The organism is Nitrincola sp., from assembly GCF_048264025.1.
Classification (GTDB): domain Bacteria; phylum Pseudomonadota; class Gammaproteobacteria; order Pseudomonadales; family Balneatricaceae; genus Nitrincola.
In genome coordinates this window covers 78,008-104,703 of the sequence record NZ_JBLXDN010000015.1, presented here as the reverse complement: position 1 = coordinate 104,703, position 26,696 = coordinate 78,008, and the positions used below count along the sequence as shown (strand labels likewise).

The window sequence follows — 26,696 nt, the reverse complement described above, 5'->3', positions numbered from 1 at the left end:
ATCGCTGACAGCTTCAATGGTTTGCGGGGTCATGACTTTCATAGTTGTTCTCCAGATGTATGCAGGTTGTGACCAGATCTCATTCGTTCAGGCTGCGCCGACCACCATGGCGGTCATATGTATTATTCCTTGGCTTAATACCTAGATATCACTGAAATGATGTCATAGGGGCGCAGTGCTTAGAGGATTTCCGAACTGACGCCAGGCAAGCAGAGTGGATGCCTTGAAGCCGAGATGCATTAATCTAAGCTCAATCTCTGCATTATTTCATATAGATCTGCGACTTTACCCTGAGTCATCACGTCCATAGCGCTACGGCCATCAAAGAAAGGGGCGCTGTTTGGCTTCTTTACCCACCTATAGACAGAAGCCGGATCTGAAAACTGTGTTCTCAGCAGTGCATGGATATTGAGCAGATATGAAAGTCTTTCCATGGTATCCAGTGAAATATCTATCGTAACTGGGTCGCGTAGGTAATCGTCAAATACGGCTTCGGTTTCAACTCCCAGCAGTGCCATCTGCTCCTCTGTGGTGCACCCCCATTTTTCTAATATGTTTAACACTGCTAGCAATGCGGCATGACGCTGTTGCTGGGGTATGTGGCTGTTAGCTGTAAATGTTGATTCACTCATGGCTCTTGCTCTTCAAAGTGGCCTTCCCCCTGAATTGGATCCAATCAGCTGGATGAGCCGGGTGGGAGTTCGTGAACGATGAACCAGTTTTAACTTGGTCCCGCTGCAAAGGTGTTTGGTAAGCAAGAGTCTGGTTGATATACCGAAAAAATAGGTGGAATACCTGCTTCAATGCCAACCATCCTTCTATGGCAGCAAAGTGGATTGAGCCGTGCTTAACGCTGCGCCAGACTTTGTCCCACGAATATGTTGTCATATTAGCAACCTTTGCAGATCATGGTCAGAGTTCTGTGCTCTTAGAGAGCGTTTGTAAACACCACTGTCATTTAACAGTGCGCTCTGATCAGTGTTGAAAAAGTCTGGGTTTCCGATTTTTGCTCATCACCGTGTAGGTACTTCTGACTGCCGTATGAAGTGCTGCCCTGTGCGGGGTCAAACATTGTCAAAAGCCGCAATTACATCCTTAATGTTGAGAAACATGCGGTCCTCCTCACCATCAAAGTACTGAAAACCGAACTTCTCGTAGAATGAACAACGACCGCACTCATCACTGGGCTATCAGACCCCTCTGGAGTTCGCATCTGCGTTCCGGCAGCAGGAAATAGACTCAACAACCAACAACATTACTAGAAGCCGGTTGGATTAAATGCCGAGGGCAGGTCAGGGCTACCTAGAAGTGAATCGATATGCCCGAACGGGTCTGCCATGATTTACTTGAGTCCTCGTGATTTTTTCGCTGTTCCCTGAAGCTGCATGATCGATAGTCACCCTATAGCTCATGCTGGATTTCATCCAAAGTGAGACACCCTTTTCCCCCAAATATTGCTTCCGTGCCACACTTACCTTCAAATTGGTATGCTGCGCTGGTGCCGCTCGATAGCCTCGATCATGGATTGGGTCAGGGGCAAGTGCGCTTTTTCTTTCGCCCAAACTTCATTGAAGCCTGCAACGGTTTCCTTGGCTATTTCCAACACCCACTTTTCCGGCAACATGGCTTTCGCGGCCAAGTGTGATAACTCATCTAACGTGAAGTCGCTGAACTTTTTACTGCGGCTGACCTTTAGGGCCGCGCTATCATCGGGGATATAGGGTACGGTCGAAACAAAGTCATACGCGGGGGCAATCGATGCTGTGTGCTTATCTTTGTATATCACCGACCAATTTTTCAGGTGCATATCCGCATTGCCTATGAGCGTATTGAAGACCAATCGGCGGGTAAATTCGGCAATGTCTTCATCTTGACCTTCTATGCCCAGCACCTGAGCAATATTACGCATACTGGCTTTTTGGTACTTGTCGTGAGGGTATACGCCAAACACCTGGGCAAAGTCCTCAATATGTATGGCACGGCCATCCGCACGATCAAAACGCTTGATCACAAAGGCACTTTCACCAAACTGTCCGATCCCTTCCGGGATATTGGCAATCTGATTAATCGGCAGCAGCTGGGTCTCTGGCACATCGATTCCCAGCATACGTGCCAATTCCATCATCGAATATTCATTTTCGGGTACAGCTTCGAATCGAGACGACGGCAATTTCACGATCCATGAGCCGCCCTGACCTGTTGCCGGGATCGTTAAACCACCCTTTGTCTGTTGCACGGCGGAAAATTTCAACTGCACACCCGCTAATGAAAAGCGCATGGGTGCCTCACGTTTCGGATCACCTTGCGTTTCGTTGTGATAATTTGGTGGGAGCACTTCACCATTGGCTGGCTCTACTGTGATCGCACCTGGCAAGTCTTGTCCGAGTGCCCACAATAGAAAAAATTCCCGAGCCGGGTTCACGCCTGCACGCTCTGCCAAGTAGTGGCGCATCCTTTCTTCTGGCAGTAGATTAGAGAAAAATGGAAGCAATCGGGTTTGGGTTGGTTTGAAATCAGTCAGCAAGCCGCCCAGCGAATCTTTAAAGCCAAGCCCTAACACCGGTCGCGATTCATCATTGATGTAGCCATCTGTAAAAGCAAATAGCGTTCTGTCATGACCCACGTTGGTGATCGTGCCGACAATTTCGCCGTGCAGCAAAACATTCAGAGTGGACACAAGGTTAGTCATCGTCTTCCTCATCTAAAAGGTAGGCTGGCGACACGTGCTCACCTTCAACGTGATTACCGCTACTGCTTCTAATGATCGACTGTATCGCAGGAACAGACTTTTTAGGCGCAACCAATAACTCTAGGTCGAGCACACGGGCGAGTGCAATCAAACTGGACACACGTAGATCAACACTCCCTGACTCGATTTTCGAGATATGGCTTTGTGGCACCCCCGAGCGCGCACTCAGCTCCCGTTGGCTCAACCCTTTACGTACCCGTGCTTCTCGAAGGCTCGCCACTATCGGCTCAGTTATATAGCTCATTTTGATATGCCATAACGCATCACTAATGTCATGATATATATAATAGCATATCAAATTACTTGCAGGATCTAGAAATCCTCATCCGACTGGATCAGCTGCTGGTCCTGCACAATGGACATGAACAGGTTGACGAAGGCCGGTTTTCCTTACTGGCTCTAGCAAAATCTCAGCCAGTCTCTGATCGATGTCAGCGAGTTCATCATTCACTAAGGCAATTACCTTATTGGTCTCGAAAAGTCTGTTATGAGAATCCCCGAGAGTATTCAAACAAGTCCCACACGTCCTTTAGAGCTAAGCGGGACGGTAGATTAAGCAGCTGTATATTGCGGTGGGTCGGCAATGGTTCGTGCATCGGAGGTCCGTATTTGCGGTTCCGGCAATGCAAAAAATAGCCGTACACGTCTTGAGTGAGCGAGTCCATCGATATCACCTTCAGTTCACCGACCTGGTATGTTAACAAGCATACCGAAAGGGGTTACACGGCTACGCATAGGCAGGCACGGGGTCTTTGTCGAAGGCTGGATTGAGAGGCGGTCCATTCTATTAACCACTGTGCGCTCTGTACCAATGACTTCCTCGATCTCAACAAAGTGGAGTGGATGGCGAACGAAGATCAAAGCGTAAGGCGACGATGCTGGGGACGCCTTCATCCAGAGGCGTCGACCTATGATTTGGCCCTTTCAAGGAAAGTTACTAGTAGAAGCTCAAGGCTTACCAGAAACAGGAGGATGATTAATCAAGATGCACAAAGGGCTTTCCTACGGCGATGCCCCACTGTATCAAATTGCGTCTGTGCGACAGGGAAAGCAGGTCCTGATACTTGCGTCTTTGGAATCTTCATTGAGTTTCAGACAAGCATAATAAAGGCCGGGGTTCCGCAAGAGGGTGGCATCCCATATGCATCTCTAGTTGACTGATAGACCTGCAACTACTGCTGTATATGCGCACAGTTTGGTGAAACAGAAGTGGTTTTTCATGCATACATTGAATCCAAAGACTCACAGCAGAATCCATCCACTCAGAGGCGATGGTAGGTTAATGTCTGCCGGAATACAGTCGCGGGTGAGTACCAAGGGGGAGAGCTGATAGTTGTACCACGACTTCTGGGGCACTTCGGTCCAGTTAACACCTCCGCGAGCATGGGCTTTGTCTGCCTGAACTCTTGATTGGTGCTTGTATGTTCTACAGAGTTTATTAAGTTTATCAGAAGTACATAAACTGCCTAATTTGGATAGAAATTTGACATCCTCCACCCCCTTCGCGCATCGCGCCTCAGGAGGTGGATTCCCTTTAGAGGGTGCCAACTGATTGCTCAGGTGGCAGGTTCCTACTGCTGACCGCTAATGCGGTTCACTTCACAGGCGATCCGGGCGTAGTCCCGCCCTTCCTCGGATTTCGATTCCCCGAGCCAGAATATTCAGGCTGCCAACCACATCGGCTTTGTTTTCGTACCCACAGTCGATACAGACAAACGCGGATTGCGTGAGTCGGTTCAACGGCGAAACCTTGCCACATTTTGGGCAGGTTTGACTGGTGTGATGCGCCGGTACCGCCAACACCTCTCCGCCCATCCAGAGCGATTTGTATTCCATCTGGCGCCGGAACTCGCTCCAGCCTTGATCCAGGATCGACTTGTTTAATCCCCACTTCGCCCGGACATTTTTACCCGGTGCTTCAACGCTGCCCTGGCCGATGCCGATATGTTTTTCACCTGAAGATCTTCAATCACCAACATCGCGTGGCTTTGGCAGAGTGTGGTTGAAGTCTTGTGCAGGTAGTCCTGTCGGACATTGGCAATACGGGTATGTAAGCGTTGTATCCGCGCTTTGGCTTTAAGCCAGTTAGATGAGAATCGCACCTTACGGCTCACGCCCTATGCCGACCATATACCTACAATCACGGCGGATAATGGCAGCGAGTTCCTCGAGCACAAGGCGATCGCGAAAGCACAGGGGGTAGAATTCTACTTTGCGCATCCGTCCTTGTCCTGGGAGCGTGGGCTAAACGAGAACTTCAATGGACTGCTGCGGCAGTTCATTCCGAAAGGCACAAACCTGAGGCTGATCACCGATGAGGATGTGCGTCGGGCAGCCTGTAGTCGTATTCCAAGAGTACATTCAGGCGGCATAGGTGAGTGTCTAATTTCGGAGTTGAAATCGAGCTGTACTTATATTGAGAAGTGTGAAAATATTTAAATACATATACCTGTATGGGTATAGATAAGCCAACTACATAGCTAAATTTTAAAGGTATCTTTTTGATGGAAGACGATAGTGAGGAGGTTGATGTTGCGCCAAAACCTCTTAGGATATTAAAACGAGATGACGTGCTTTCAGAGCAATTGAGTGGCCCAGCTAGACAAATCCATGTTGGTATTGTCCTGATGAGGCAAGCGCTTGAGGATCGAGTCACTGAAGTACTGGAAGATTCGTTCACCCTGCCATTCCAGCGACTGATGCGGCTCAAGCCTCGTAAGGAGTTTATTCGCCCTGTTGGATACGAGCTGCGTGTCGGAGTCCACTCAGTCGCTGTGCGATGGTATTACATGGTGCCAACAGGCGGCCGAGATGCTAACGGGAAAAAGAAGTTCATCAAAAAGCGTTTTGATGTAAAAACAGATGGGAGCCTAAAACTCCGTGGTGTTCCGAACATTACCCCGGAATTGAAAGAGATTCTGGAGGACGTTCATCAGAAAATTTTGTTTCTCAATCCTATGTCTCAGAGGCTTATCAAGCTAGGGCGATCATTGCGAGAGTGTTTGCGCACGGCTGGCAATGATGGAGCATGCCTGGAGCTGACCGATGAGGAACAGGATATTCTGAAGCACGGTTACAACCCGTTGTACGAATGTGAAGTCGCCCAGTACATAAAAGACGTAGTTTAGAACTGCCCCAACGCGCGAATGGTCGATCGGGTCAGGGGCGATCAGGCTAACCTGCTATGTGATAGCCCGTCTGACAGCAAGGTGATCAAGCGCAGCCATTGGTTACTATTGCGTAACCGAGCCAGCCTGTCTGGGGAGCAGAGCATCAAGCTGGATGAGTTTTTGGACGCTAAGGCACCACTGGCAACCGTCTATCCACTGAATACCAATCTAAAGAGCTGCGGTATGCCTCCAGTGAACTGGAGGCTCGTGAGCGCTGGGACGAGTGATTAAGCATGGCGATTCAGATTTGATCTCAAACAGCTCGGAGCCTGCGGTGTTGAAATTTCAACACACAGCTCTACTACATTGGCCCCGGCACCGTCGATCAAAGTGATCAAGCGGATGACCAGGATAACGACTGCTTCCCCCTGAAGATCAAAGCCGCATTTCCCAATGAGTCTTTTTTATTTATAAGTCAGAATCACAGAGTATATGGAGTTATTCAGACTTCTTGCGGGGGCTCTATACAGGTTCACCATTGCATAAGCTTCGTCAGTAGAAGGCGAAGGAAACCAGGGCTAACAAGGGAAATTTAAGCATGAACTCACGTCATAGGAGCCAACTATAATACGGAATAATTTATAACAGACCGGCATTAGCAAAGCTATTGAACCCAACCGGCGCTCCGTAGAGCGCAAGGCACAAGGATATCTAAGTCCATATAAGGATATGTAAGGTTATTCTACACACACGGAAAGAGACAAAAGTCGAAAAATATACGTGAAATTAAGACTTAAAAAGCGGTTAATTAGTGTCGGTCTGTTATAATTCATCCATATTCGTAACTCATCAATTCAGCTATCCCGTGTCCACGCAAGATAGGAAAACCAACATGGATATGATGTCTCCGCACGTCACACGCCTGCGGGATGCCTGTCAGGCTTTGATCGATCAGGCGGCGATCGCTAAAGATGCCATCCTCGATCACCGCCGCGATATGTGGTGCACCGTACCTTCTTTTGACACCCCGGTGGACCTGGAAGGACTTCAAAACACCGAGCCTTCATCTGAGGCCTGGTACCGGATCGCCGATGAGATCACAAATATTTGGATGGATGCTGGCAGCGCCCCTCAGAACCATGGTGTTCTGGTCTGTAACGTGACGGCCGTACTCGATGTTTTATACGCACTCAATCTCATCAAGCAAGAAGTCCAACATGCCTCTCAAGCACTTAAGGACAATTTGTATCAGTCCCGTGAACAAGAAGAGGAACTTGCTCTGGATGATGATCTTCTTGATGGGTTTGCTGTTGCCCGGGCAGAGTTCTTGAATAAAGGCCGCGATCATAGCTTTCATAGGATCTTGAGAAGCCTGCAGCTACCGTCTTTGAACTTTACCCGCGCACAGAAGAGAGTCCGCGTACTGGAAAATTCCGTGGTTCGGATCGCCTACACCTGGAACAAAACGCAGTACCGTAAGAGAGTGATCGACCGCAGGACACTGCAGGCCCTGTCTGCACACTTTGATCGAAGTGGTAACCACATGCGCGGCGTCGAGATCCGTGAGGGAATTGAAAGCTACCAGGTTGATGCCGCTCCACCCTTATATCGGCTGGTCCATACACCGCCGACGCTTCGTGCTAACTACAAATGGTGGGATGAGGAATCAAACCAGTACCAGTGGTCACACTGTCTGGCAACTGGGATTCTCGTGGTGCCGCAGAACAACCGACCAGAGGTTCGCTGGAAATCGGCACCGTCACCGGCTGAAATCGATCAAGCCAAAGCAAAGTGGCTGAAGACTGCCAAATTACAACCGGTTCAAATTGCGACCCGATTGGAGCTGTTCCGTAATGCCGGATAGAAGCAATCAGGCTCAACCCAAACTGCATATTTATGGCGGTAGCGCGGCACTGTGCCTTGAAGGGACTTTCAGAGGCAAAGGTGAACTCACCGTCAATATCGATGTAGCCCCTAAGCCAGATGGCCGGAATGTGGACTGGAGTCGGAAAATCACATTACAGCTGTCACATAACGAGCTAATCCTTGTAACCGGCATCATGCTTGGATATGCGCAGACACACCAGTGTGGTCGTCCAGATAAAGGAATCAATTTTACCCGCCAGCCAGGTAAAGTTTATGTGTCTGCCAGCGCTGGAGCAGGACAAATGTTTGGTTTGCCTCTCAATTTCGGTGATACAGCCAAAGCTGCTGATTTTCTAATAGCGAGGATTGTCTCGGGAAGCTTTACAGGTTCAGTGGATGCTTGTATCGCATCTGTGAGAGGCGCTTGTGCGCTTTTACGCTATTAAAAGTCGCTAGTGTACTGGTCAACTTATCCCGGACATGATTTTAACTTTTTCTTCCGTTGTCTGAGGACTGATACGATCATTGACCTATTGAGGCAGTTGCTAATTGTAGTAGCCGATCAGATACCGATGAGTTTCCACTGTGTCTTCAGGCAGTGAGCGGTAATGTGTTTCTGGTAGGCATACCGTTTTCAGGCTTCGGAGCAGTCGCTCCATCGGGGAGTTTTCCCAGCAATTACCCCGACGGCTCATACTCTGCAGCATTCGATAGCACTAGATATGACCAGCAAGATCCTGTCCATATATAGGTTACCTCACCACACCAAGGCTGATTGGGAGACTGGACATCAAATTCACGATTCAGACGGTTGGAGATGTCCACATGTTCTATCGTCTCTTGTACTTAGATGGCCCCGGTTGCTTGCAGGTCAGGCCGGTTTCTTCCATCAGGCGGTGTATCAAATAGCGCCCAGCTCAATACCCTCCTACGCCAGTAAATCACGGATACCACGAATTCCCAAACCACTACGGCTCAACTTGAAAGTGCAGTTCACGTGAGCTTTCAGCTCCAGTCTCCGTCGGTTGATTCTGCTTCTACCACGGCGATAGTCGAAGTAGCTGGATCGTTTAGCCTGTTAAGACTGTCTTGATGGACTTGAATTCTCTCAATTGCTCTATCAGCGTATAGGTTTGAACACAGGGTTGAGGTAATGACTTTTCTTCGTATTGAACACCTCTTTGTGGCAAGGGTACTACCTATCTGGGTTTCCGGAATCATTAGACCACTACATATTTCAGTACATGGGAGATCGTGTTACTTGCCTTTGAACTACTTACCATCTACTCACTGAACACTTGTTGTCTTGTTTGTTGTTTTACTTGTTATCACATGTTTTACATGTTGATCCTGTTATAACCTGTTAGTACTTGTTATTCTTGTTTAATATTTTTAACTTATTGATTTCTAAGAGTAAAATTCGATATTTTCTGACCTTAAGGGCTTTCATCAGACTTAAAGGTCTTTGTTCTGACTAAATGGGCAGAGCTCTGACGTTAAAGATTTTGCTCTGACCTCTAGGGCTTTCAGCTGTACTTTTAAGCCGTTATTCATACCTATCGGGCAATGAACAGCCCTTTTAGGGCTACTGATCAGACTAAAAGGGTTTATCTCTTACTTTTTAGGGCGTTCGTCAGACTCTTTGGGCAGGTTCAGCTTTGACTATTGGCCCTAAAAGTCTGAGCAATACACTTTGTTCTGACTTTTAGGGCTCAATTGATGTCTGTTCTGCCCTATTAGTCTGGTGAAGCCTGCCTTTGATCATTACCAGGAGTAATTTCTGAGCCTTAGATGCCCTTTAAGTCAGAGAAAAACACTTTCTCTGACTTAAAGGGCATCTAAGGCTCTGTTGGGGGGGATTGGCTGAGATCTGGGGAAGTGTAGAGAGTCCTAACTTGATTTCCTGCCCTTTTGGTCTGATTAACACACCTTAATCTGACTTTTAGGGCATATTTTTTGTTCAAGAATGCCCATCAGCTCCGAAAAAAAGTACTAGATCCTTCACTGGCTTATTAATTTAGCCCTTTTAGTCAGGTTAAGGGAGCTTTCTCTGACTTAAAGGGCAAATCCCTGCCCTATCAAACACCTTTTGTGTGCTAAGAGTCTGAATAGACACTGGGAAGTTTAGGTATTTCTGTCAATGTCGTCCTTTTAGTCAGAGAAACAGCTTTCCTCTGACGCTTTGGGCATCAACTAGTTAGACTAATGTCCCTTTCAGTCAGAGCAATACGCTTTCTCTGACCAAAAGGGCTCACTTACTGGTCTAATTCAGTCCCAGGACCATGCTTGTCAGCTTATAAGGACATGAATGAGGAAACTGGTCATCATTATATGCCCTAAAAGTCAGAGAAAGACGTTTATTCTGACTATTAGGGCACTTTCAAGTGTGACTTCAGCCTTTTTAGTCAGAGGAAATTATCTATTCTGACCTTTGGGGCAGCTATCTACGGCTCTGAATGCCCCAATTAGTCAGAGGAACGTATAGATGGGATACCAGGATCTAATGATCCCTAGAACATCATCGCCCTTTTGGTCAGGAAAAGCTTTTTGATCTGACTTATTGGGCAAAGTTGATGCTGTGGTGCTGACTTATTTTTTCTGATTATTCGCTAGCATTTCTTAGCTTCCTCTGCGGAAGCTAAATTTTTTGCCCAATTTGTCAGAATATGTGCTCTTCCTCTGACCTTTTGGTCCTTAGATTCAGCTAATTAGCCTTTTTTGTCAGATTAATAGCTCTTCTCTGACTTATTGGGCAGTACGGACTTTGTTTTAATGGGGTAATGTGGGACCTGCTCCCCACTTTCTAATCCACCAAGCTCTTAGTCATGTTCATCACAGAAAAGGAAGATGAACATGAAGAAGCGATTCACTGAAGAACGGATCATCCCGATCCTGCAAGAAGCGGAAGCAGGCCTGCCAGTCAAAGAGCTGTGCCGGAAGTACAGCAGCTCCGATGCCACTTTTTATACGTGGCGCAAAAAGTACGGTGGCACGGAGGCCCGTCTGCTGAAGGCACTAGAAAATGAGAATGCTCGACTAAAGAAGCTTCTGGCGGAGTCGATGCTCGATACCGAGGCCTTAAAGGCGGCGCTGAACCGACAGTATTAACCGTCGGGAACAAGCGTGAGGCCGTGCGTACGATGCGATCTGAAACAGCAATATCGGACGCCGGGCCTGTTCACTCGTCGGGTTATGCCGCGCCACACAGCGCTATGAGCCTCGCTACTCCGTCGAGAATGATGCGTTAGCCGAACGGATCCGGGAGCTCGCGTTGGAGCGACTGCGATTTGGCTATCGGCGCGTCCATCAGCTCTTACGTCGAGAAGGCAACGAAGTGAACCATAAGAAGGTCTATCGGTTATACCGGCAGGTTGGGCTAGCCGTTCGCAAGCGTAAACGCGGTAAAGGCATCATACTGGAACGTCAGCCACTGATGCTGCCTGATCGACCCAACCAGACTTGGTCTATGGATTTTGTTATGGACTCACTCTCGAATGGCCGACGCATCAAGTGTCTGACGATCGTGGATGACTTCACCAAAGAGTGCCTGGATATACCGGTTGCGCTGGGTATATCCGGCGAACAGGTCTGTCGCGCACTCGATGCTATAGCGGCTTTCAGAGGCTACCCGAAAGCTGTCAGAACGGACCAATGGCCGGCTTTACAGGCAAAGCACTGGACCAGTGGGCCTATGAGAATAAGGTGGAACTGAAGCTTTAATGGCAAGTTCTGGGATGAATGCCTGAATGAGCATTGGTTTGGGGATTTGGCTCAGGCCCGGCAGCTCATCAGTGAATGGCGAGTCGATTATAATGAACAACGACCGCATTCATCACTGGGCTACCAGACCCCGCTGGAGTTCGCATCTGCGTTCCGGCAGCAGGAAATAGACTCAACAACCAACAACATTACTAGAAGCCGGTTGGATTAAATGTCGGGGCAGGTCAAAGTGTGAGATACGTCTCGCTTGTGGTCGATAGATATCTAGTTGACGCGCTCTTTGTCTCCAAGCTTATGGCTAGTGGTCTCTGAAAGACGCTGTACTCCCTTATGGCTAGAGGGCCGAGTTAGGAGCTGGAGTTCAAGACAACTTCCCTTTTTGTCAGAGCAAGATACCCAATCTGACTTTTTGGGCAGGTGTGGAAATGTTTCTCTGACTTTTTGGGCTTAGCTCTGTACAAGACTCTTTCGAGCCAGTAATTTCACACTTTATTTGCTCTGACTTTTTGGGCTAATCAACAAGGATACGCCGGACATGCAGGATCTAGACGCAGATCAACTTCCTTCTGGAGACAACACCCCTACCCTAGATCCCAGTCTGGTTCCTTACACTAACCCTGGCGTGATTACCCTGTCCAGGAACGCCGATACTGACCGGATGCGGGTTACCAAGTCTAATCGCTTGGTCGACGCTCTAATCCGTTTGGGCGCGCGTGAGCAAAAGGTCCTTGCTGCGTGCATTGCTGTTATCAACCCAGCTGGGCATTACCCAAATGGGTTGAAGGTCCAGCTTACGGATGAGCAGCTTCAGGGACTTACGGGAATAGAGAAACGCCACCTGTACCGTTTTATGGATGAAGCTGCACGCAAATACCACTCTGTCCCTATTGAAGCGCCTGGAAAAAAGAAAGGTACAGTCGACTATATCAACATCGCTCATCGGTCTGTCTATGACCCCGAAGAGCGAGTATTCACTATCACCTTCCACTCCGATATGGAGGAAGAGCTCCTTAAACTGCAGATCTATACGTCATATACATTGTCGCAATTGACACGAATGACATCTAAGTACTCGATGCGGCTGTTTGAGCAGTTTGAGAAACTCTATAACGATAAGCGTGGAGGGATGCAGCATTTTAAAGTGCCGCTGGAGGAGCTCTACTTCCCCCTTGGACTCAAGGACTCAAAAGGAACTGTGCTGGTTCCTAGCTATATCGCGGACTATGCCTCTTTCCGCAGAAAGTGTCTCGAGCCTGCAGTATCCGAAATCAATGAGAAGACGGACTTTGATGTTGAATTTGCCCCTTACAAGGTTGGTAAAAGCTATCGGGGTCTAAATATTTCATTACGGCGTACGTCGAAGCAACTAAAAATTGGTCGGTTAGATGGCGAGCGACAAGTGCCGCTGGAAGAGCGACTACTCAATGTTATGCCCAACAAGCGCATTGCTGATCGTGTGTTCCAGGACTATGGGGCAGAAGTTGTCGAGGCGAATTTGGATTATATGCAGCGAATCGTTGAGAATGGAGCAGACATCCGTTCTCCAGCTGCTTACCTGATCAATCTGTTGAAGTACAACATCGCGGGCCTGCCACCCGTCGCCAATCCTTACAGTGATCGCTACGACAGGCTATATGTGGTCAAATCTTTTGTGTACCACATACTTATGCCATCCTGGTGGCGCCTGAATGACGATCAGCGGGATCTGATCCAACGATTTGATGACATCACTTCCAACCCGCTCACTGCAGATACTTATGCTTACTTTGCGCAGTTAGTTAGAGATGGCTCATCGGCTGAAGAAGCTGTGATGTTTATGGATCTTGATGACTTTCTTGTTGAAGTTGATTTGAAAGAGAAAGGTCTAAAGTGACTATCTTCGGGATGGGCTTTGCCCTCCCCTTCTTTTCCTTACTGTCTATTTTAATGTTTGTATGCACTTACAAACATTTGGTTTTCGTTTATTCTAGCTTTTTCGGCTCATCGAACTTTACCGTGAAATTCGACTTTTAGTCATTCCAAGCCTTAGTGATGTGAGTTTTATGGTTTCTATCATACCTCAGCTATCAGCCCGTTTGTTAAAAACCACATGGTCCCTTACGCTGCTTTACTACAACAGGACCTCCAAGGATTATTCCAAGTGTAAAAATTTTTACACTCACTTACCCTAGCTGTAATAGTCAATTAATCCGGATATGGTTTGATGATTTTTCCTCCTCCATTGGATGGATGCAGCCAATAGCTGGGTGAGATCGTATTAGATCCTACCAATATATGCATCCAATAGGTTACGTCACCACTGACGAGCTATCCTAGCAGTTTCCGCAAAACTCATTCTTATGCCATTTCCTATGAGCATAACTTAAGACAGGCTTGCACCTTTTCTGATCCTGACCTGCTACCTTCGGGCTGCCCATGCATGCTCCAAGCGCTTAATAGTTGCGGTTGTTGTGGATACACTGAACCACAGCAAATCTATGAGTGTAAAAATCCTCTACACCGACTGGACATGATGACCGGCGGCTAGCTAAAGTGTTTGGAAGGTGTAAGGATTCTTACACTCAACTAGCCTCCCTTGAATTGGCAGTTATTTTTAGTGGTCAACTAAGCTCGGACACGATTTTAAGTTTTTCTTCCGCCGCCTGAGGGCTGATACCGCCATTGGCACGGTGAGGCCGTTGCTGGTTGTAGTCGCCCATCAGATACTGACCAATATCCACTTTTGCCTCAGGCAATGAGCGGTAGCTTGTTTCTGGTACCCATTCCGTTTTGAGGCTTCGGAACAATCGTTCCATCGGAGAGTTATCCCAGCAATTCCCCTGTCGGCTCATGCTTTGCACCATTCGATAGCGCCAGATCCGTTGGCGGAACTTCAGACTGGTGTATTGGCAGCCCTGATCGGAGTGGAACATCACGACCCCCGGGTCGTCCTCGCCGTTGCCAAGCTTCATCCAGGGTCTTTGTGACCAGTTTCTTTGCCACCAGAGTTTGAGACTGCCCAGCCAATAACCCTACGGGCATAAAGATCCAGCACAACAGCTAGATATGACCAGCGAGATCCTGTCCAGATATAGGTTATATCACCAGACCTGGTTGGTTTGCTGGACAGCAAATTCACGATTCAGTCGGTTGGGGATGTCCACATGCTCTACCGTCGCTTTCTTGTATTTATGAGGCCCCGGCTGCTTACAGGTCAGGCCGGACTCTTTCATCAGGCGACGTATCGCATAGCGCCCGGCTTCAATACCCTCTGACGCCAGTAGATCACGGATACCACGACTTTCCAGCCCACTACGGCTCAGTTTGAAAGCACGGTTCACGTGCGCTTTCAGCTCCAGCCTCCGTCGGTTGATTCTGCGCTTACTGCGGTGATAGTCGTAGTAACTGGATCATTTAATGTCGAATGCCTGACAGCCCTTCTTGATGGGCTTGAACTCTCTTAAACGGTCTCTCAGCGCATACGTTTGAACTCGTCTGACATCAAGAGAGCGGAAGCCTTTTTTAATATGTCCTTTTCTTGCTCCAGTCATTTAACCTGGGCTTCTAACTCCGGAATGCGCTTCTGCTCTGGTGTCATGGCTTTGCTGGTGGGTGTTTCACCATCTCGCTCTGCATGAAGTTGGTCTACCCAACGCCTCAGCGCTGTTTCGCCTACATCAAGCGCACGACAAGCTTCGGATATGAAATACCCCTGATCAAGGGCGAGGATCGCAGATTCAAGTTTGAACTCAGGGGTAAAGGAACGACGCAGTCTTTTTATTGAATACACTTTTAGTGTGGCAAGGGTACCACCTATCTGGGTGTCCGGAATCATTAGGTCGCTACAGCGTTCACCTAATCGAACAGAGGTGTAAAAATTCTTACACTTGCCAATCGAATCAAGGCTTCATAAATGGGTTTTCTGGCCATAAAAGTGGAAGTTGACTTGGTTGTTTTTTAGAGCCGTTATGTGTCTTAGTTGCTTGTGAGAATTTTTACAATTTTTTTTAATGCAACTGGATTGCTGCTTATGAAATTAATGATAGAATTATTATAAATTTAAATATTTAATATTTCTGAAGCTCGTTTTCAATATTTTAGAAAAGGGTGTCGTCATGAATTCAGGTAAGATCATAGTTGCGGCTAGCGGTGGTAAGGGGGGGGTCGGTAAAACATCCATGCTGGTTAACTTGGCCGGGTTAACAGCATCCAAGGGATTCAAGGTCTGCTTAATAGATAGCGACACTGGAGAAGAGGGGGATGGTTCTGAAGGAGCCCACGGCGCCTCAACGTTCGGAATGCTTCGAAGTCGTGCCATAGAGCAGGGGCAGGAGATTGCTCAAATTGAAACCTATGGAGCAAGCAAAGATGCCAGTCTGACCAGCAAACTGAAGGATCTCTCATCTATCTACGACTACGTTTTTGTTGATACCCCTGGATCCACCTCAAAGGCTCTGAGTTCTGCTATTGCTATGTGCGATCACTTACTACTTCCTATGGATATGCAGCGTGATGAGTTTCTTCCTCTTCCTCCGATTCTTCGGCTTGTTGAATCATTAGAGGAAAACTTCGAGCTTGCCGGGATTGATCGTAAGATCGATACACTCCTCGTCGGCACAAGAATTCCGAAGAACTATAGAATCTACACCAGCATTAGCGCACGAGAAGAGTTTTTAACCTGGTATCAGAAGCGTGCTCAGAAGGTAGCAAGCCTTGCACAGGTTATCATCCCGGGAGTAGTGCCGTTCAAAAAGACCGTGAGCTATGGACGGACTATTCATGATCTGGACGATAAAGATGCTCGTCAATATCGGGGCTTTGTGGAACGCCTGATGGATGAGATAGAAGGTCGGAGGGATAGATTCGCAACGAGGATACTTAGCAATGATGAAACGGAGGTCTCCTGATGGCTAAAAGCGATTTAGATAGTCTTGAGGCTGCTATGAACTATGAGCCAAAGCCTCAAAAGTCCGCTGCCGAGCTTGACCTTGACGTTCTTGAGCAAATTTCCAGCGGAGCTAGCTTTAAGGGTAGGGGAGCTGGTTCTGGAACAGTCAATCCCAAAGCTACCGCCAGTGAAGCCAAAGAGAAAGAGACTACCTCTGTAACAGCGATTGCGAATGATGATGAATATGTAACCGTTCAGGGAATACAGTACGAAGTTGGGAAAATAATCACCCTATCTCCTGATCTTATTACCAAAGTATTTGGCGGAAATAAGAGAAATAGGGAGCGACTTCGCAATATTGGTGACTTGGCTGACAAAATTATCGAAGCTGGCCGTAACACAGAGGCTGTAGCCCTAAGAGCGCTTCCAGATAGCTCTGGCTTTGAACTGATTAAGGGTAACCGCCGAACTGAGGCATATCGCTTGGCTACTACCATGACGGATAAGCCACTGGAGTACCGCGCTTACATCACCAAAGCGAATGATAGAGAAGCAATTATTGATGCTGCAATGGAGAACCTCAGTCGAGAAGAAATGGACCCATGGGAGCATGCAGATACATTGCAGGGTCTACTTGATGATGGTGTTGTTGGGCGAATCGAAGACCTGAAACCATTCCTTCCTGATGGCAAAAAGAACATTCATCGTGCAGGTGTCTACCAATACCTGAATCCAGCCAAAGTGCCCAATGAGGTACGCCGATATATCGATGAAAGTTTGCCTGTTCCGCTAAGCAAGATTGGTTCACTGAAACAGCTGCTGGATAATAAGCTACCCATTTCCGTTCAGGAGTTGGGAGAGCGAATGAAAGATCGCTTTAAGCTAGCGCGTCACTCAGTCCAGGAAATCACCGGCTTTATCGAACAAGATGTGCTGAATAAGCAGCAGGTAGCGCGGGAAATCCAGCGGGAAATTTCAATTACAGGGGGGCACGGCACCAGTAAGATCTCTTACAAGGTTTCACCCACAGGAAAGTTCAGAGGCGACTTTGGAAAAGACCTATCACCGGAGAAGGTGGCAGCAGCCTTGGAGATTGGCTTGAAGAGCCTGCAAGACGAAGGATAAGTAACTTCGTAACTGCTCACCGCCCGGAAGAGACTTCCAAGTTCTCAGGCCGTTGCCGGTATATGACCGGGCATACGCAAGCCTCCATTGGCAGGAACCGACAGGCCTGCGACTCGTGGTTTGATAATGCCTTGCTGGCGGATATTGATCGCGGCATCAAATGTCGCGGTCGTTATCTAAACACCCTTAACCTGCTAGTGATTGAATGCCTTCATATATACGGCAGGTCCGCGCGCAACACCGCTTTTTTGAGGCGGATATCGCGCAACGCATAGATCAGTGGCTGTAGCTGTACGCCGCAGTCACAGATGCATTCAGCCAATGTGAAGCGTGCCAGTACGATGTCGGCCGCCTGGATCAACCTAGCACTGATCACAGACAAACTTGCCCCGGATATGGTGCTCTACCGTGAACACGCCGGGCATATAGTCGAGCTTCTCACTGAGTTCTTCGCCGATGCGCTTGAGCTAGCAGTCGCAGATGAAGCGGGTATTGTCCGGCTCATGGCGTATCTCAGTACAAAGTAGCTCGGGTGGGAGTGGTAAACTGGTCTGTGATGACTACAGTGGTTATAGAGGCAGCTTTGCCAAAGGGGTCACCTAGATCGGCTGTATGGCCCATGCTCGTCGCAAGTTCGAGGAACTGGATATCAGCGGTAAAATTCAGATCGCCGACCAAACCGTCGAATACATCTGTGAACTCTATGAAATCGAACGGGGCACAGCCCACATTTCAAACAATGAGCGCCATTGAATCCGGTAGCACCGTGCAAAACCGATCACCGATGATCAGCGCACGAAAGTCCCCAATGGAACGGCCACGGCAAAGGCCATGGACTTCAGCCTCAAACGTTGGGCACTGGGAGGCTCCTAGCGCAGTGGCCAAAGAGCGGCCAATGTTATGAGTCTGATCCAATCAGAGAAGCTCAATTACTATGAGCCCTAAGCCTATCTGAAAGACGTTCCGGCCCGATTGCCAACCCAGAAAACCAGCGCGATCCATGCACTGCTACCAGTAGCACTGGTCAACTGGCGCATGAAAAGACGGGGGAGTGCCGCTGTATCCTTTCAGCCTCAGACACATCCTTGAAAGGTGGCGGAGGCTTTAGTCCTTAGAGTACAAGCCTCTGTCAGATGGGAAATCGTGTGCATCTCCACACCTGTGCTGCATCAACTGGAGCTGGATCAATTACTGATGGCTTACGAGATCAAGACGTAACCACCGGACGGTTACCATCCAAAGTGTTGCCTTAGGCAACATTTTGGGTTGATATGGCGGTGAGCATTCACGCTAATTTGGCTGAGTAAGAGAGGCTGTCATGGCTGCGTTCTAATCTAGATCAATGGTACTTTTTAACCCTAAAGAATGGGCTTAAGTATCGACATGTCTTGTTAGCAGCGATGAGCGATGCTGACCTCTCACAGTGGCTAATGTTTGGAAAATCTGTTTTCAAAGAGGTCTACCACATATAGCTAACTATCGTAGGGCGATCCGTATTCTAGAATGTACCTGAAGTACATAGAGTTGCGGTTCTTCGGTATAAGAGATGAGTATACTTTTCCTCAGCAATCACAGACCACGCCTCTGGCTTGGCTACTAATGTATGCCCTCCAGCATCATAGAGTGTTCTGCTGGCGGTGCTTTAACAAGCGCGTAACTTATTCCAATGGCCAAATTTATAAAACTGCAGTTTACAGAGTGTATGTGATATCCGATTTGTCGCCGGAAGTGGACTTGCTCGGCCTTCGGTGACACATCCCGGCCTTCGGTGACACATCCCGGACCTTCGGTGACACATCCCGGCCTTCGGTGACACATCCCGGCCTTCGGTGACATATCCTGGACCTTCGGTGACACATCCCGGACCTTCGGTGGCACATCTCGGACCTTCGGTGACACATCCCGGCCTTCGGTGACACATCCCGGCCTTCGGTGGCACATCCCGGACCTTCGGTGGCACATCCCGGACTTCAGTGACATATCCTGGACCTTAAGGTATAGCTCCTCTGGAGCACTAGCCAGTACAAAACAGTGGATTTGATAAGGATGTAAATCGACTATAAATACTGATGGCCACACATAATGCCTGCGAGTCAGATGCTTACAGTGTAATTGTCTTACGCCTGCGGCGATAGCGGTGTTGCCACTGGCAACATTGCCAAATAGAAGAACACCTCTTCACAAGTAAGCAAATTCCAATAGAAACACCTTCTCTTCATCTGGACCCCAAGAATCCTCTCACTCAAACACTTCACCATATTTCATCTTTGGGAAAAAATTTGCACATATCGTATATCCCGAAGCTTTAATGAGCACATAATTGCTCAATAGCTATAAGCCAGCTATATTATGAGCAAAATACTGCTCACAATAGTTATGAATCTATCAATAGAAATTTTCCATGGCGGTCAGTGGACCCAAGCGGCCAGCCTGCTAATAGAAGACCCTAAAAAGGGACGTCTCAGCCCTGCACGCATAGACTACAACCAAAGCTATGCCGTGGACTGGATGTTCAATGATGACGCGCATGCGTGCAGTCTCAATCTACCGGTGGAATTGTTTCTATCTCATGAATCAAGTCATTGGTTTGGCTTTCTTGATGACATAACCCCTTCGGGCGCCAGCCGGCGTTATTGGATTGAACACCTCGGAATTGGAAACCTATCGGTTGGCGAGCAGGATTCAATCCTGCTAGAGAGAGGCACCATTGCGCCGGTAGGTAACTTAAGAATAAAAGAGTCGATACCTCAAAAGCCAGAAGGACTACTTAAACAGCGCTTTTCAATTCAGGACGTGATCGACCGTCACATTGACTTTCTTGAGTATGCTCAGGAGATGGGTGCTGTAAGTGGAGGTGCAACAGGTGCGGCAGGTGAAGCGCCAAAGTTGTTGATCCGCTGCACAGACCAAAATGAGATATGGATCGATACATGGCAGGATGATTCAGAGAATCTGGATCAACACTACTTGGTCAAATTCCCCAGAGGGAAGGGTACTGAACGTGATGCAGACATTCTTCGAGCGGAGTTTCATTTCTACCATGAGCTAACAGCTCTTGGAGTGGATACGATCGATACATCAAATATGAAGTTACTAGAGGGGGACCGGTACCCATCTCTGTGGCTTCCTCGCTTCGATGTTCGATACGATGGCGGCACAGTCGAACACTTCGGGCTTGAATCAATTTATTCAATTCTCGACAAAGCACCCGGCAGCCACCTCAACCATTTTAATGTGTTGCGTGATATGTGTGCAAAGCTCAACAAGCAACACAGGGTAGCCGAGCTTAAGGAGCCGTTTGATCAGCAGCTTTTCGTGGCTCAATGGTTAGAGCGCGATCTTTTGAATTTGATTTTTGCAAATTCAGACAACCATGGTCGGAACACAGCAATCATCAAGAAGCCTGAAGGACTTTGGCTTGCCCCAGTCTACGACTTTGCCCCAATGAAGGCTGATCCAGAAGACATATTGCGCACAATGAAGTGGGGCATACCCTATGAACAAGGCGGTCAAATCGATTGGACTGGGATAACACAAGAGCTTGCCGATCTGGCTGATCCTGAATTCTTGAGGCATGCCTTGCAGGCTTTAGCGGCCAAGCTTGTTGGTTTGAAAGGTCGGCTTATTGATAGAGGCGTTTCGGAGTCACTACTTTCGATACCGGCATTGGGTATGGGTACCATAGAAAAACGCCTACAGGCATGGGGGCTGTTATGACTCAATTGACCAACCAAGATCGAGAGAAATTGTTAATCAAGCTCCTGTTGGAACTATATAGCGGTCAAATAAGCGAAGGGGCTTTGCTTAGGAGACTACGTAAAGACGTCCTGGGCCTTAATCAAGAGGGCTACGCCAAGCTTGTAGGCGTCAGTCGTCGTACTTTGTCTGATGTAGAACGTGATCAAGGCCAACTCACTATGAGTGTCTACGCTGCTGTATTTAAGCCTCTTGGGTTAAAGCCTGGACTACTTCCACGAAGTGATAGGCTTCTTAAATCAATGATCAGCACGCTAGGCCAATAGCTGGTTGCTTTCGATTTTGTTGCCACTGGCAACATTGGGCAGGAAAGAAGAGTCGGGCGTACGAGAGGAGGTGTTGCCACTGGCAACACTTTATCAATATTTTGTAATTGTTACCTGGACGTTAAGGCATACTGTCCGCGTTTGCCTTTGTAGTCGATACTCAGGTGTTTAGCAACGGTACTCATGGAGTTGAGTTTTAGAACATGCTGTACTTGGGCCAGGCGTCCAATCCGCGCTTGGCCGACTACTGACTCAACATATTCCTTAGCCCAAACCTGCCTTAGATTACGATGATGAATCACGTTGGCTAAGCCGGCATCAATAGTTGCTTGCCGTACCACTCTGGCGAAGTACTTCGGGCTTACCGTCCTTTCACCAAAAAATCACCTGCGCGATCAGACCTGAATATTAGGTCAGTGGGCTCCAGCTGACAGCGCTTCATCTCGTACCTAATATCTTCCATAACGCTCGCAGGAAGCTCCACAAGAATGCCGGCAGGGCCCTGCAATGGCGTATCCAATACATCAGCAAATCGCAGCTTGAGTAATTCTTGCTGTTGGTACCATAGATACGACGCCAGCTGAACATAGAGAGCTGACTTAGCATTCGGGCAATTGGCTACAACCGCATTTACAACGTCGTGTGTGAAAAGTGTCATCGGCATCACTCGGCTGGTGTTGCCAGTGGCAACACCTATAGCCGTATTCTCGCATAAAAATGCAGGGAGGGCAGGGGAGAGAAAAGTGTTGCCACTGGCAACACTCTGGATCAGTCGATATCCAAATCAGGGATCTTGACTTCCTCCCTTCCGTTTACAAGGGGCTTTTCGCGCTAATTGGTAACATTGCTCCAACGACGACCACCCAAGACCAGTCGCTGGCGTATAGCTGCTCGAATTAGGGCAGGGCGTAAAGATTTCGAATTTTCGAGACCCAGTCTGGAGATATTAGAAACCGCTGTCGCCAGAGCTTTATTTACACCTGCAGGCAGGATGATGACATCCGGCTGGGGGTCTTCATTCGCTCGTTAAGTGAGAGCATCGCACGAAACACTTCTTTCGCTTCATAGGGCTCACTCCAGTTCGCAGTCTTGTAGGTTTCTCGCCCCAGCAGATCCTCCAGAGCCTCTGCTATCCAGGCGCTTTTCTCTTTAGGCTTATGATAAGCCTCCATTTTCGAAATCAGAGATTGCGGGAGGCGAACAGAAATACGAGCAGGAGGATTTTCATCTGCTTGCGCAACGGGCGTTTTGGGCCTAACAACTTCACGCACTTGCCTTTGACTCAATCACTGACAGGATATGCTCCAAGATCTCAGCAGGATCTGTCACATCATCGTTAAGATCGGCCAACAGGTGAGGAGCACTGCTTTTAAGTACATTGACCAGGCCTGGGACTGCAACTGGGGATGCAGCCACTTTTTTCAAACGAGGCCGGGGCTCAGAAGGTTGCACAATGACTGACTGACCCTGATCCTTTTGTTGCTCCGGTTGCTCCGGTTGCTTCGCTTTTCCTCGAATGGCGCTTATGGCCTGGCTCTGCACTATTACGACTTAGCCTACCATCTTTGCCTATACAATTTGACGGAAAAGCCTACCACTTCTGCCTATACACAATGACGATACATCCCATGCCCACGGATATCTGAGCAGAAAGAGCTCAGGAAGAGTCCTCCAGGTAGTGGCCATGTATACCGATTCGTACTGATATCCCCTAGGTGAGAACGGGTAGGCTATAGGCAGTTACGGCGTGAGATCAAAGCGGTAGGCAACACACGGAAGAGTGGTAGGCTATACACAGTCGTTAGCCTACCGCTTCTGCCTATGCAAAACGACGGAAAAGCGTACCACTTCTGCCTATACACAATGACGATACACCCCATGCCCACTGATATCTGAGCAGAAAGAGCTCAGGAAGAGTCCTCCAGGTAGTGGCCATGTATACCGATTCGTACTGATATCCCCTAGGTGAGAACGGGTAGGCTATAGGCAGTTACGGCGTGAGATCAAAGCGGTAGGCAACACACGGAAGAGTGGTAGGCTATACACAGTCGTTAGCCTACCGCTTCTGCCTATGCAAAATGACGACACTGAGAAGGGATAACTATTATAAATCAGTCGTTACTGCTCAAGATGGATTAGGCGGACGCTTACGGAAAATCGTTCAGGTTGAGGGATTCTGTAGACTAGCCTTTGCAGGGTAATGCACAAGGGTCACAACCAAAAAAAAAAAGGAGGCTCTAATTTAGAGCCTCCGATACATCCGTGAGAGGTTTAGTCAGCTGTACGCCGCATACGAGCCCGCAGAATTGGTCCAATAATGGTTGGTAGAACAAGTCCTGCAAGCGCGATGCACCAGAGTCCAATAGATAGGCTACTTTCCCAGAGCATGGTCCAGTCGCCATCGTGAATCTGCATTACATGACGCAGGTTTTTCTCCATTTCAGGCCCCAGCAGCATGCCAAGAATAATCGGCACAAGTGGGATTTCTGCTTTGCGGAAAATATAACCCATTACGCCAAATACGATCATGAAGCAGAGATCAAACGCTGAACGGCTGATAGCATAGACGCCGACGAAGGCTATCATGGTGACGATGGGCAGCAAGTAGCGCGGAGGTATCGACAGTAAGCGTACAAAAATGCCTACCAGAGGTATATTCAGCAGCAAGAGAAGGATATTACCCAGAAGCAGCGCCGCAATGACCCCCCAGACAATGTCGGCATTCTGGGTGAACATCATCGGGCCAGGAGTGATATTGAACGATACCAACATGGCTAGCAAAACTGCAGTAGTTGCACTGCCGGGAATACCTAGCGTGAGCATGGGAACTAAGGCGCCAGAAGCTGCGCCGTTGTTGCCTGCCTCGGGAGCTGCGACCCCGCGAGGGTCCCCTTCACCGAAGGAACCTTTGGAACCCACAATCCGTTTTTCCAGAGTGTAGCTAACAAAGCTGCCCAAAGATGCGCCGGCTCCCGGCAGAACACCGGCGATAAAGCCAAGCAAACCGCCACGCAAAGAGGTTGGCAGTATCTGCAGTACGCTTGCGAAGCTCAGGCGCAGCGGGTTCATTTTGACCTCGCTACGGGGCGTGGATCCCTGGTGTGCTTCGATAAATAGCAGCAGCTCGGATACTGCAAACAAACCAACAATTGCGACGATAAAGTCTATACCTTCAAAGAGCTCCAGCACATCGAATGTATAGCGCTGAGTTCCCGTGGAAAGGTCAATGCCCACTGTCGCGATGGCCAGACCAATGCCGGCGGCAAGTGCTGATTTAACCGGATTCTTGCCCGTAACGCCGCCCAAGGTAGCGAACGCGAGTACAAAGAGAGCGAAGTATTCCGCAGCCCCGAAACTGAGTGCGAATCGCGCCAGTACAGGTGCTAGGAAGATAAGGCCGATAGTGGCAACCAAACTGCCTATAAACGAGGCCAGTGCCGAGAGCGCCAAGGCTTCGGCGGCCTTGCCCTGACGCGCCATCGGATAGCCATCCAGACAGGTCATCATGGCAGGCTCATCCCCCGGGATATTAAGCAGAATTGAGGAGATGCGCCCCCCATACATCGCCCCGGCGTACACGGAGGTGAGCATGATCAAGGCAGTTTCCGGTGGCAGGCCGAGTGTGAACGCCAGCGGAATCATGATGGCTACACCGTTGGCCGGTCCTAGACCTGGCAAGGCGCCGATAAGGGTGCCGATAAAACACCCGAGTAGTGCGTAAAGGAAGTTTTCAAGGCTCAAAGCCGTATTGAAACCATCCATCAACAAGCCCAGAGTTTCCATCACACCTCCCAAGGCCCAATGGGCAGCGGCAGTGCCAGCCCGAAGTGGAACAACAGAAATACCAGTGTGCTGCTGACGATGCCGGTCACGCTTGCATACAACGGCTTAACGCCCATACGCCAGCACAACACGGCAACCATGAAGGCTGTCGACAGGACAAAACCGAGAGGCTCCATCAGGAATACGTACAGCACCAGCACGGCGAGGACCAGAAACAGTTCCGGCAAGGCCTTGTACTCGAAACCTTCTTCCAGAGAGTCGGGCTTGATAAGCATGTACAGGCTGCAGGTGCCGACTATGAAAGCCAGTATTTTGGGAAAAGTTGCGGGTCCGACACTTTCCGGCCCCGCAAAAGCGACCGGAAAGTTAAACGCGCCCCAGCCGTACGCAACGGCCAGGGTGAGCAAAACCAGACCCAAAATGCGGTCCAGGTTTATCATTTGATGATTCCAATTTCTTTGGAGATAAGGTTCAGGGAATTGACCTGTTTGTTCACGAATTGATCGAATTCCTCACCAAACAAGCTGAACGGTTCTAGGCCGTTTTTCACCATGGCCTCTTTCCACTCATCGGTTTGGCTGGCAGCTTTCAGCGTGCCGACCCACCACAGGTACTCTTCTTCAGAAACGTCTTTGGGCATATAGAAGCCCCGCCAGTTGCTGGCTTCAACGTCAACGCCCAATTCGTAGGAGGTCGGAATTTTGTCTAGAGGGGGGCTTAGATGGTCACGTCCGAGCACCGCTAGTGGTTTGAGATCACCTGACTCAATGAACCCTTTGGAGGATGAGGCAACGCCAACCAGTACATCGATATGGCCACCGACTACTTGGGTAACGGCAGTACCACCATTGTTGTAGGACAGGTATTTGATACGCTTCAGGTCAGGGACACCGGCAGCGTGCGCGGTCATGAGAATCTTGAGGTGGTCCCAGCCACCAATGGCACTGGCACCGGCAAACGTTACTGAACTGGGGTCCTGCTTCAGCTTGTTAATGAGGGTTGCCAGGGAGTCAATTTCTGACGCCTGATTCACTGCAATAATGCCAGGATCTGTACCAATAGCACCGACCCAGCGCACCATATCCGACTTCATGCCTGGGAACTGATTTTGTGCCAGGCGAGCCGTTGTGGCGGTACTGGCCGCGGCGAGCACCTTGGCATCATCGCTGCGCTTGGTGATGACATGGGCAAACCCGACTCCACCACCAGCGCCAGGCATGTTCAGCGTTTGTACCGTGATTTCGCCGTTGGTGAAACTGTTCAGTAGGCGACCGATGCTGCGGCAGGTGAAATCCCAGCCCCCGCCAGGACCTGCTGGTGCAATGCAATCGACTTTGCCGGCAAGCATGGGGTCGGCCGCTATGGCCTGTGTGCTGGTTAAACCGATGAGCAGTGAGGCGGTTGCTACGGCCAGCTTAGCTTTATTTTTCATTTGTTGATCCTCGCTGTTGTTC

The 26,696-nt window shown here is 48.9% G+C and carries 19 protein-coding genes and 5 pseudogenes; 12 read left to right on the top strand and 12 right to left on the bottom strand.

Annotated elements, in window-relative coordinates; genetic code table 11:
- Positions 1–239: 239 nt before the first annotated feature.
- The 5 genes from ACN0R1_RS12685 to ACN0R1_RS12665 all read right to left on the bottom strand — a co-directional run bounded on the left by ACN0R1_RS12685 (position 240) and on the right by ACN0R1_RS12665 (position 4,851).
- On the bottom strand, positions 240–632 hold the full coding sequence (locus tag ACN0R1_RS12685) for an antitoxin Xre/MbcA/ParS toxin-binding domain-containing protein (protein WP_417583201.1): 393 nt from the start codon (positions 630–632) through the stop codon (positions 240–242).
- Positions 633–1,477: 845 nt separating this feature from the next.
- Positions 1,478–2,689, bottom strand: a complete 1,212-nt coding sequence (locus ACN0R1_RS12680) for a type II toxin-antitoxin system HipA family toxin (RefSeq protein WP_417583380.1) — start codon at positions 2,687–2,689, stop codon at positions 1,478–1,480.
- Complete coding sequence (locus tag ACN0R1_RS12675) at positions 2,682–2,993, bottom strand: helix-turn-helix domain-containing protein (RefSeq protein ID WP_417583378.1); 312 nt, start codon at positions 2,991–2,993, stop codon at positions 2,682–2,684. Before ACN0R1_RS12675 ends, ACN0R1_RS12680 begins: the two co-directional genes overlap by 8 nt.
- Positions 2,994–4,348: 1,355 nt before the next feature.
- Positions 4,349–4,618, bottom strand: coding sequence for a zinc ribbon domain-containing protein (locus tag ACN0R1_RS12670; RefSeq protein WP_417583390.1), 270 nt, complete (start codon positions 4,616–4,618; stop codon positions 4,349–4,351).
- 11 nt (positions 4,619–4,629) lie between these two features.
- Positions 4,630–4,851, bottom strand: a complete 222-nt coding sequence (locus tag ACN0R1_RS12665; protein WP_417583376.1) for a transposase — start codon at positions 4,849–4,851, stop codon at positions 4,630–4,632.
- 7 nt (positions 4,852–4,858) lie between these two features.
- On the opposite strand from ACN0R1_RS12665, the pseudogene ACN0R1_RS12660 reads away from it, so the two are divergent.
- From ACN0R1_RS12660 to ACN0R1_RS12630, 7 genes and pseudogenes are all read left to right on the top strand, one after another.
- A pseudogene (locus ACN0R1_RS12660) lies at positions 4,859–5,080 on the top strand (IS30 family transposase); the annotation flags it as partial.
- A 173-nt stretch (positions 5,081–5,253) separates the two neighbouring features.
- On the top strand, positions 5,254–5,877 hold the full coding sequence (locus ACN0R1_RS12655) for a hypothetical protein (protein ID WP_417583374.1): 624 nt from the start codon (positions 5,254–5,256) through the stop codon (positions 5,875–5,877).
- 18 nt (positions 5,878–5,895) lie between these two features.
- Positions 5,896–6,150 (top strand): transposase, encoded by a 255-nt coding sequence (locus tag ACN0R1_RS12650; protein WP_417583372.1) that lies wholly within the window; start codon positions 5,896–5,898, stop codon positions 6,148–6,150.
- 601 nt (positions 6,151–6,751) lie between these two features.
- Entirely contained in the window at positions 6,752–7,723 is a 972-nt protein-coding gene (locus ACN0R1_RS12645) for a hypothetical protein (protein WP_417583370.1), read from the top strand.
- Entirely contained in the window at positions 7,713–8,171 is a 459-nt protein-coding gene (locus ACN0R1_RS12640; protein ID WP_417583368.1) for a hypothetical protein, read from the top strand. Before ACN0R1_RS12645 ends, ACN0R1_RS12640 begins: the two co-directional genes overlap by 11 nt.
- A gap of 2,407 nt (positions 8,172–10,578) precedes the next feature.
- Positions 10,579–11,656: pseudogene (locus ACN0R1_RS12635) on the top strand (IS3 family transposase).
- Between the two features lie 324 nt (positions 11,657–11,980).
- A complete protein-coding gene (locus ACN0R1_RS12630; protein ID WP_417583366.1) occupies positions 11,981–13,318 on the top strand; it encodes a replication initiation protein in 1,338 nt (445 codons plus the stop codon).
- Between the two features lie 727 nt (positions 13,319–14,045).
- Here the strand turns inward: ACN0R1_RS12630 and ACN0R1_RS12625 are convergent.
- Positions 14,046–15,205: pseudogene (locus tag ACN0R1_RS12625) on the bottom strand (IS3 family transposase).
- Positions 15,206–15,539: 334 nt separating this feature from the next.
- On the opposite strand from ACN0R1_RS12625, the gene ACN0R1_RS12620 reads away from it, so the two are divergent.
- Together ACN0R1_RS12620 and ACN0R1_RS12615 are read left to right on the top strand one after the other, a co-directional pair.
- Complete coding sequence (locus tag ACN0R1_RS12620; RefSeq protein ID WP_417583364.1) at positions 15,540–16,331, top strand: ParA family protein; 792 nt, start codon at positions 15,540–15,542, stop codon at positions 16,329–16,331.
- Positions 16,331–17,437, top strand: a complete 1,107-nt coding sequence (locus ACN0R1_RS12615; RefSeq protein WP_417583362.1) for a hypothetical protein — start codon at positions 16,331–16,333, stop codon at positions 17,435–17,437. The genes ACN0R1_RS12620 and ACN0R1_RS12615 overlap by 1 nt, the downstream gene beginning before the upstream one ends.
- A 226-nt stretch (positions 17,438–17,663) precedes the next feature.
- Here the strand turns inward: ACN0R1_RS12615 and ACN0R1_RS12610 are convergent.
- Positions 17,664–17,979: pseudogene (locus ACN0R1_RS12610) on the bottom strand (IS66 family transposase zinc-finger binding domain-containing protein); the annotation flags it as partial.
- Between ACN0R1_RS12610 and ACN0R1_RS12605 the strand changes: the two are divergent.
- The 3 genes and pseudogenes from ACN0R1_RS12605 to ACN0R1_RS12595 form a co-directional block, all read left to right on the top strand.
- Positions 17,975–18,526 (top strand): annotated as a pseudogene (locus tag ACN0R1_RS12605) (IS66 family transposase); the annotation flags it as partial. The pseudogenes ACN0R1_RS12610 and ACN0R1_RS12605 sit on opposite strands and share 5 nt — an antisense overlap.
- Positions 18,527–19,786: 1,260 nt before the next feature.
- Positions 19,787–21,154, top strand: a complete 1,368-nt coding sequence (locus tag ACN0R1_RS12600; RefSeq protein WP_417583360.1) for a type II toxin-antitoxin system HipA family toxin — start codon at positions 19,787–19,789, stop codon at positions 21,152–21,154.
- Positions 21,139–21,459 carry a helix-turn-helix transcriptional regulator gene (locus ACN0R1_RS12595; RefSeq protein ID WP_417583357.1) on the top strand — a complete coding sequence of 107 codons (321 nt, stop codon included), beginning with the start codon at positions 21,139–21,141 and terminating at the stop codon, positions 21,457–21,459. Before ACN0R1_RS12600 ends, ACN0R1_RS12595 begins: the two co-directional genes overlap by 16 nt.
- Positions 21,460–21,569: 110 nt before the next feature.
- On the opposite strand, the gene ACN0R1_RS12590 is transcribed toward ACN0R1_RS12595, so the two are convergent.
- From ACN0R1_RS12590 to ACN0R1_RS12570, 5 genes are all read right to left on the bottom strand, one after another.
- On the bottom strand, positions 21,570–21,761 hold the full coding sequence (locus ACN0R1_RS12590) for a hypothetical protein (protein WP_417583355.1): 192 nt from the start codon (positions 21,759–21,761) through the stop codon (positions 21,570–21,572).
- A gap of 672 nt (positions 21,762–22,433) precedes the next feature.
- Positions 22,434–22,631, bottom strand: a complete 198-nt coding sequence (locus ACN0R1_RS12585) for a hypothetical protein (protein ID WP_417583353.1) — start codon at positions 22,629–22,631, stop codon at positions 22,434–22,436.
- Between the two features lie 1,099 nt (positions 22,632–23,730).
- Positions 23,731–25,242 (bottom strand): tripartite tricarboxylate transporter permease, encoded by a 1,512-nt coding sequence (locus tag ACN0R1_RS12580; RefSeq protein ID WP_417583351.1) that lies wholly within the window; start codon positions 25,240–25,242, stop codon positions 23,731–23,733.
- Positions 25,242–25,682, bottom strand: a complete 441-nt coding sequence (locus tag ACN0R1_RS12575; protein ID WP_417583349.1) for a tripartite tricarboxylate transporter TctB family protein — start codon at positions 25,680–25,682, stop codon at positions 25,242–25,244. The genes ACN0R1_RS12580 and ACN0R1_RS12575 overlap by 1 nt, the downstream gene beginning before the upstream one ends.
- Positions 25,679–26,674, bottom strand: coding sequence for a Bug family tripartite tricarboxylate transporter substrate binding protein (locus ACN0R1_RS12570; RefSeq protein WP_417583347.1), 996 nt, complete (start codon positions 26,672–26,674; stop codon positions 25,679–25,681). The genes ACN0R1_RS12575 and ACN0R1_RS12570 overlap by 4 nt, the downstream gene beginning before the upstream one ends.
- Positions 26,675–26,696: the final 22 nt, after the last annotated feature.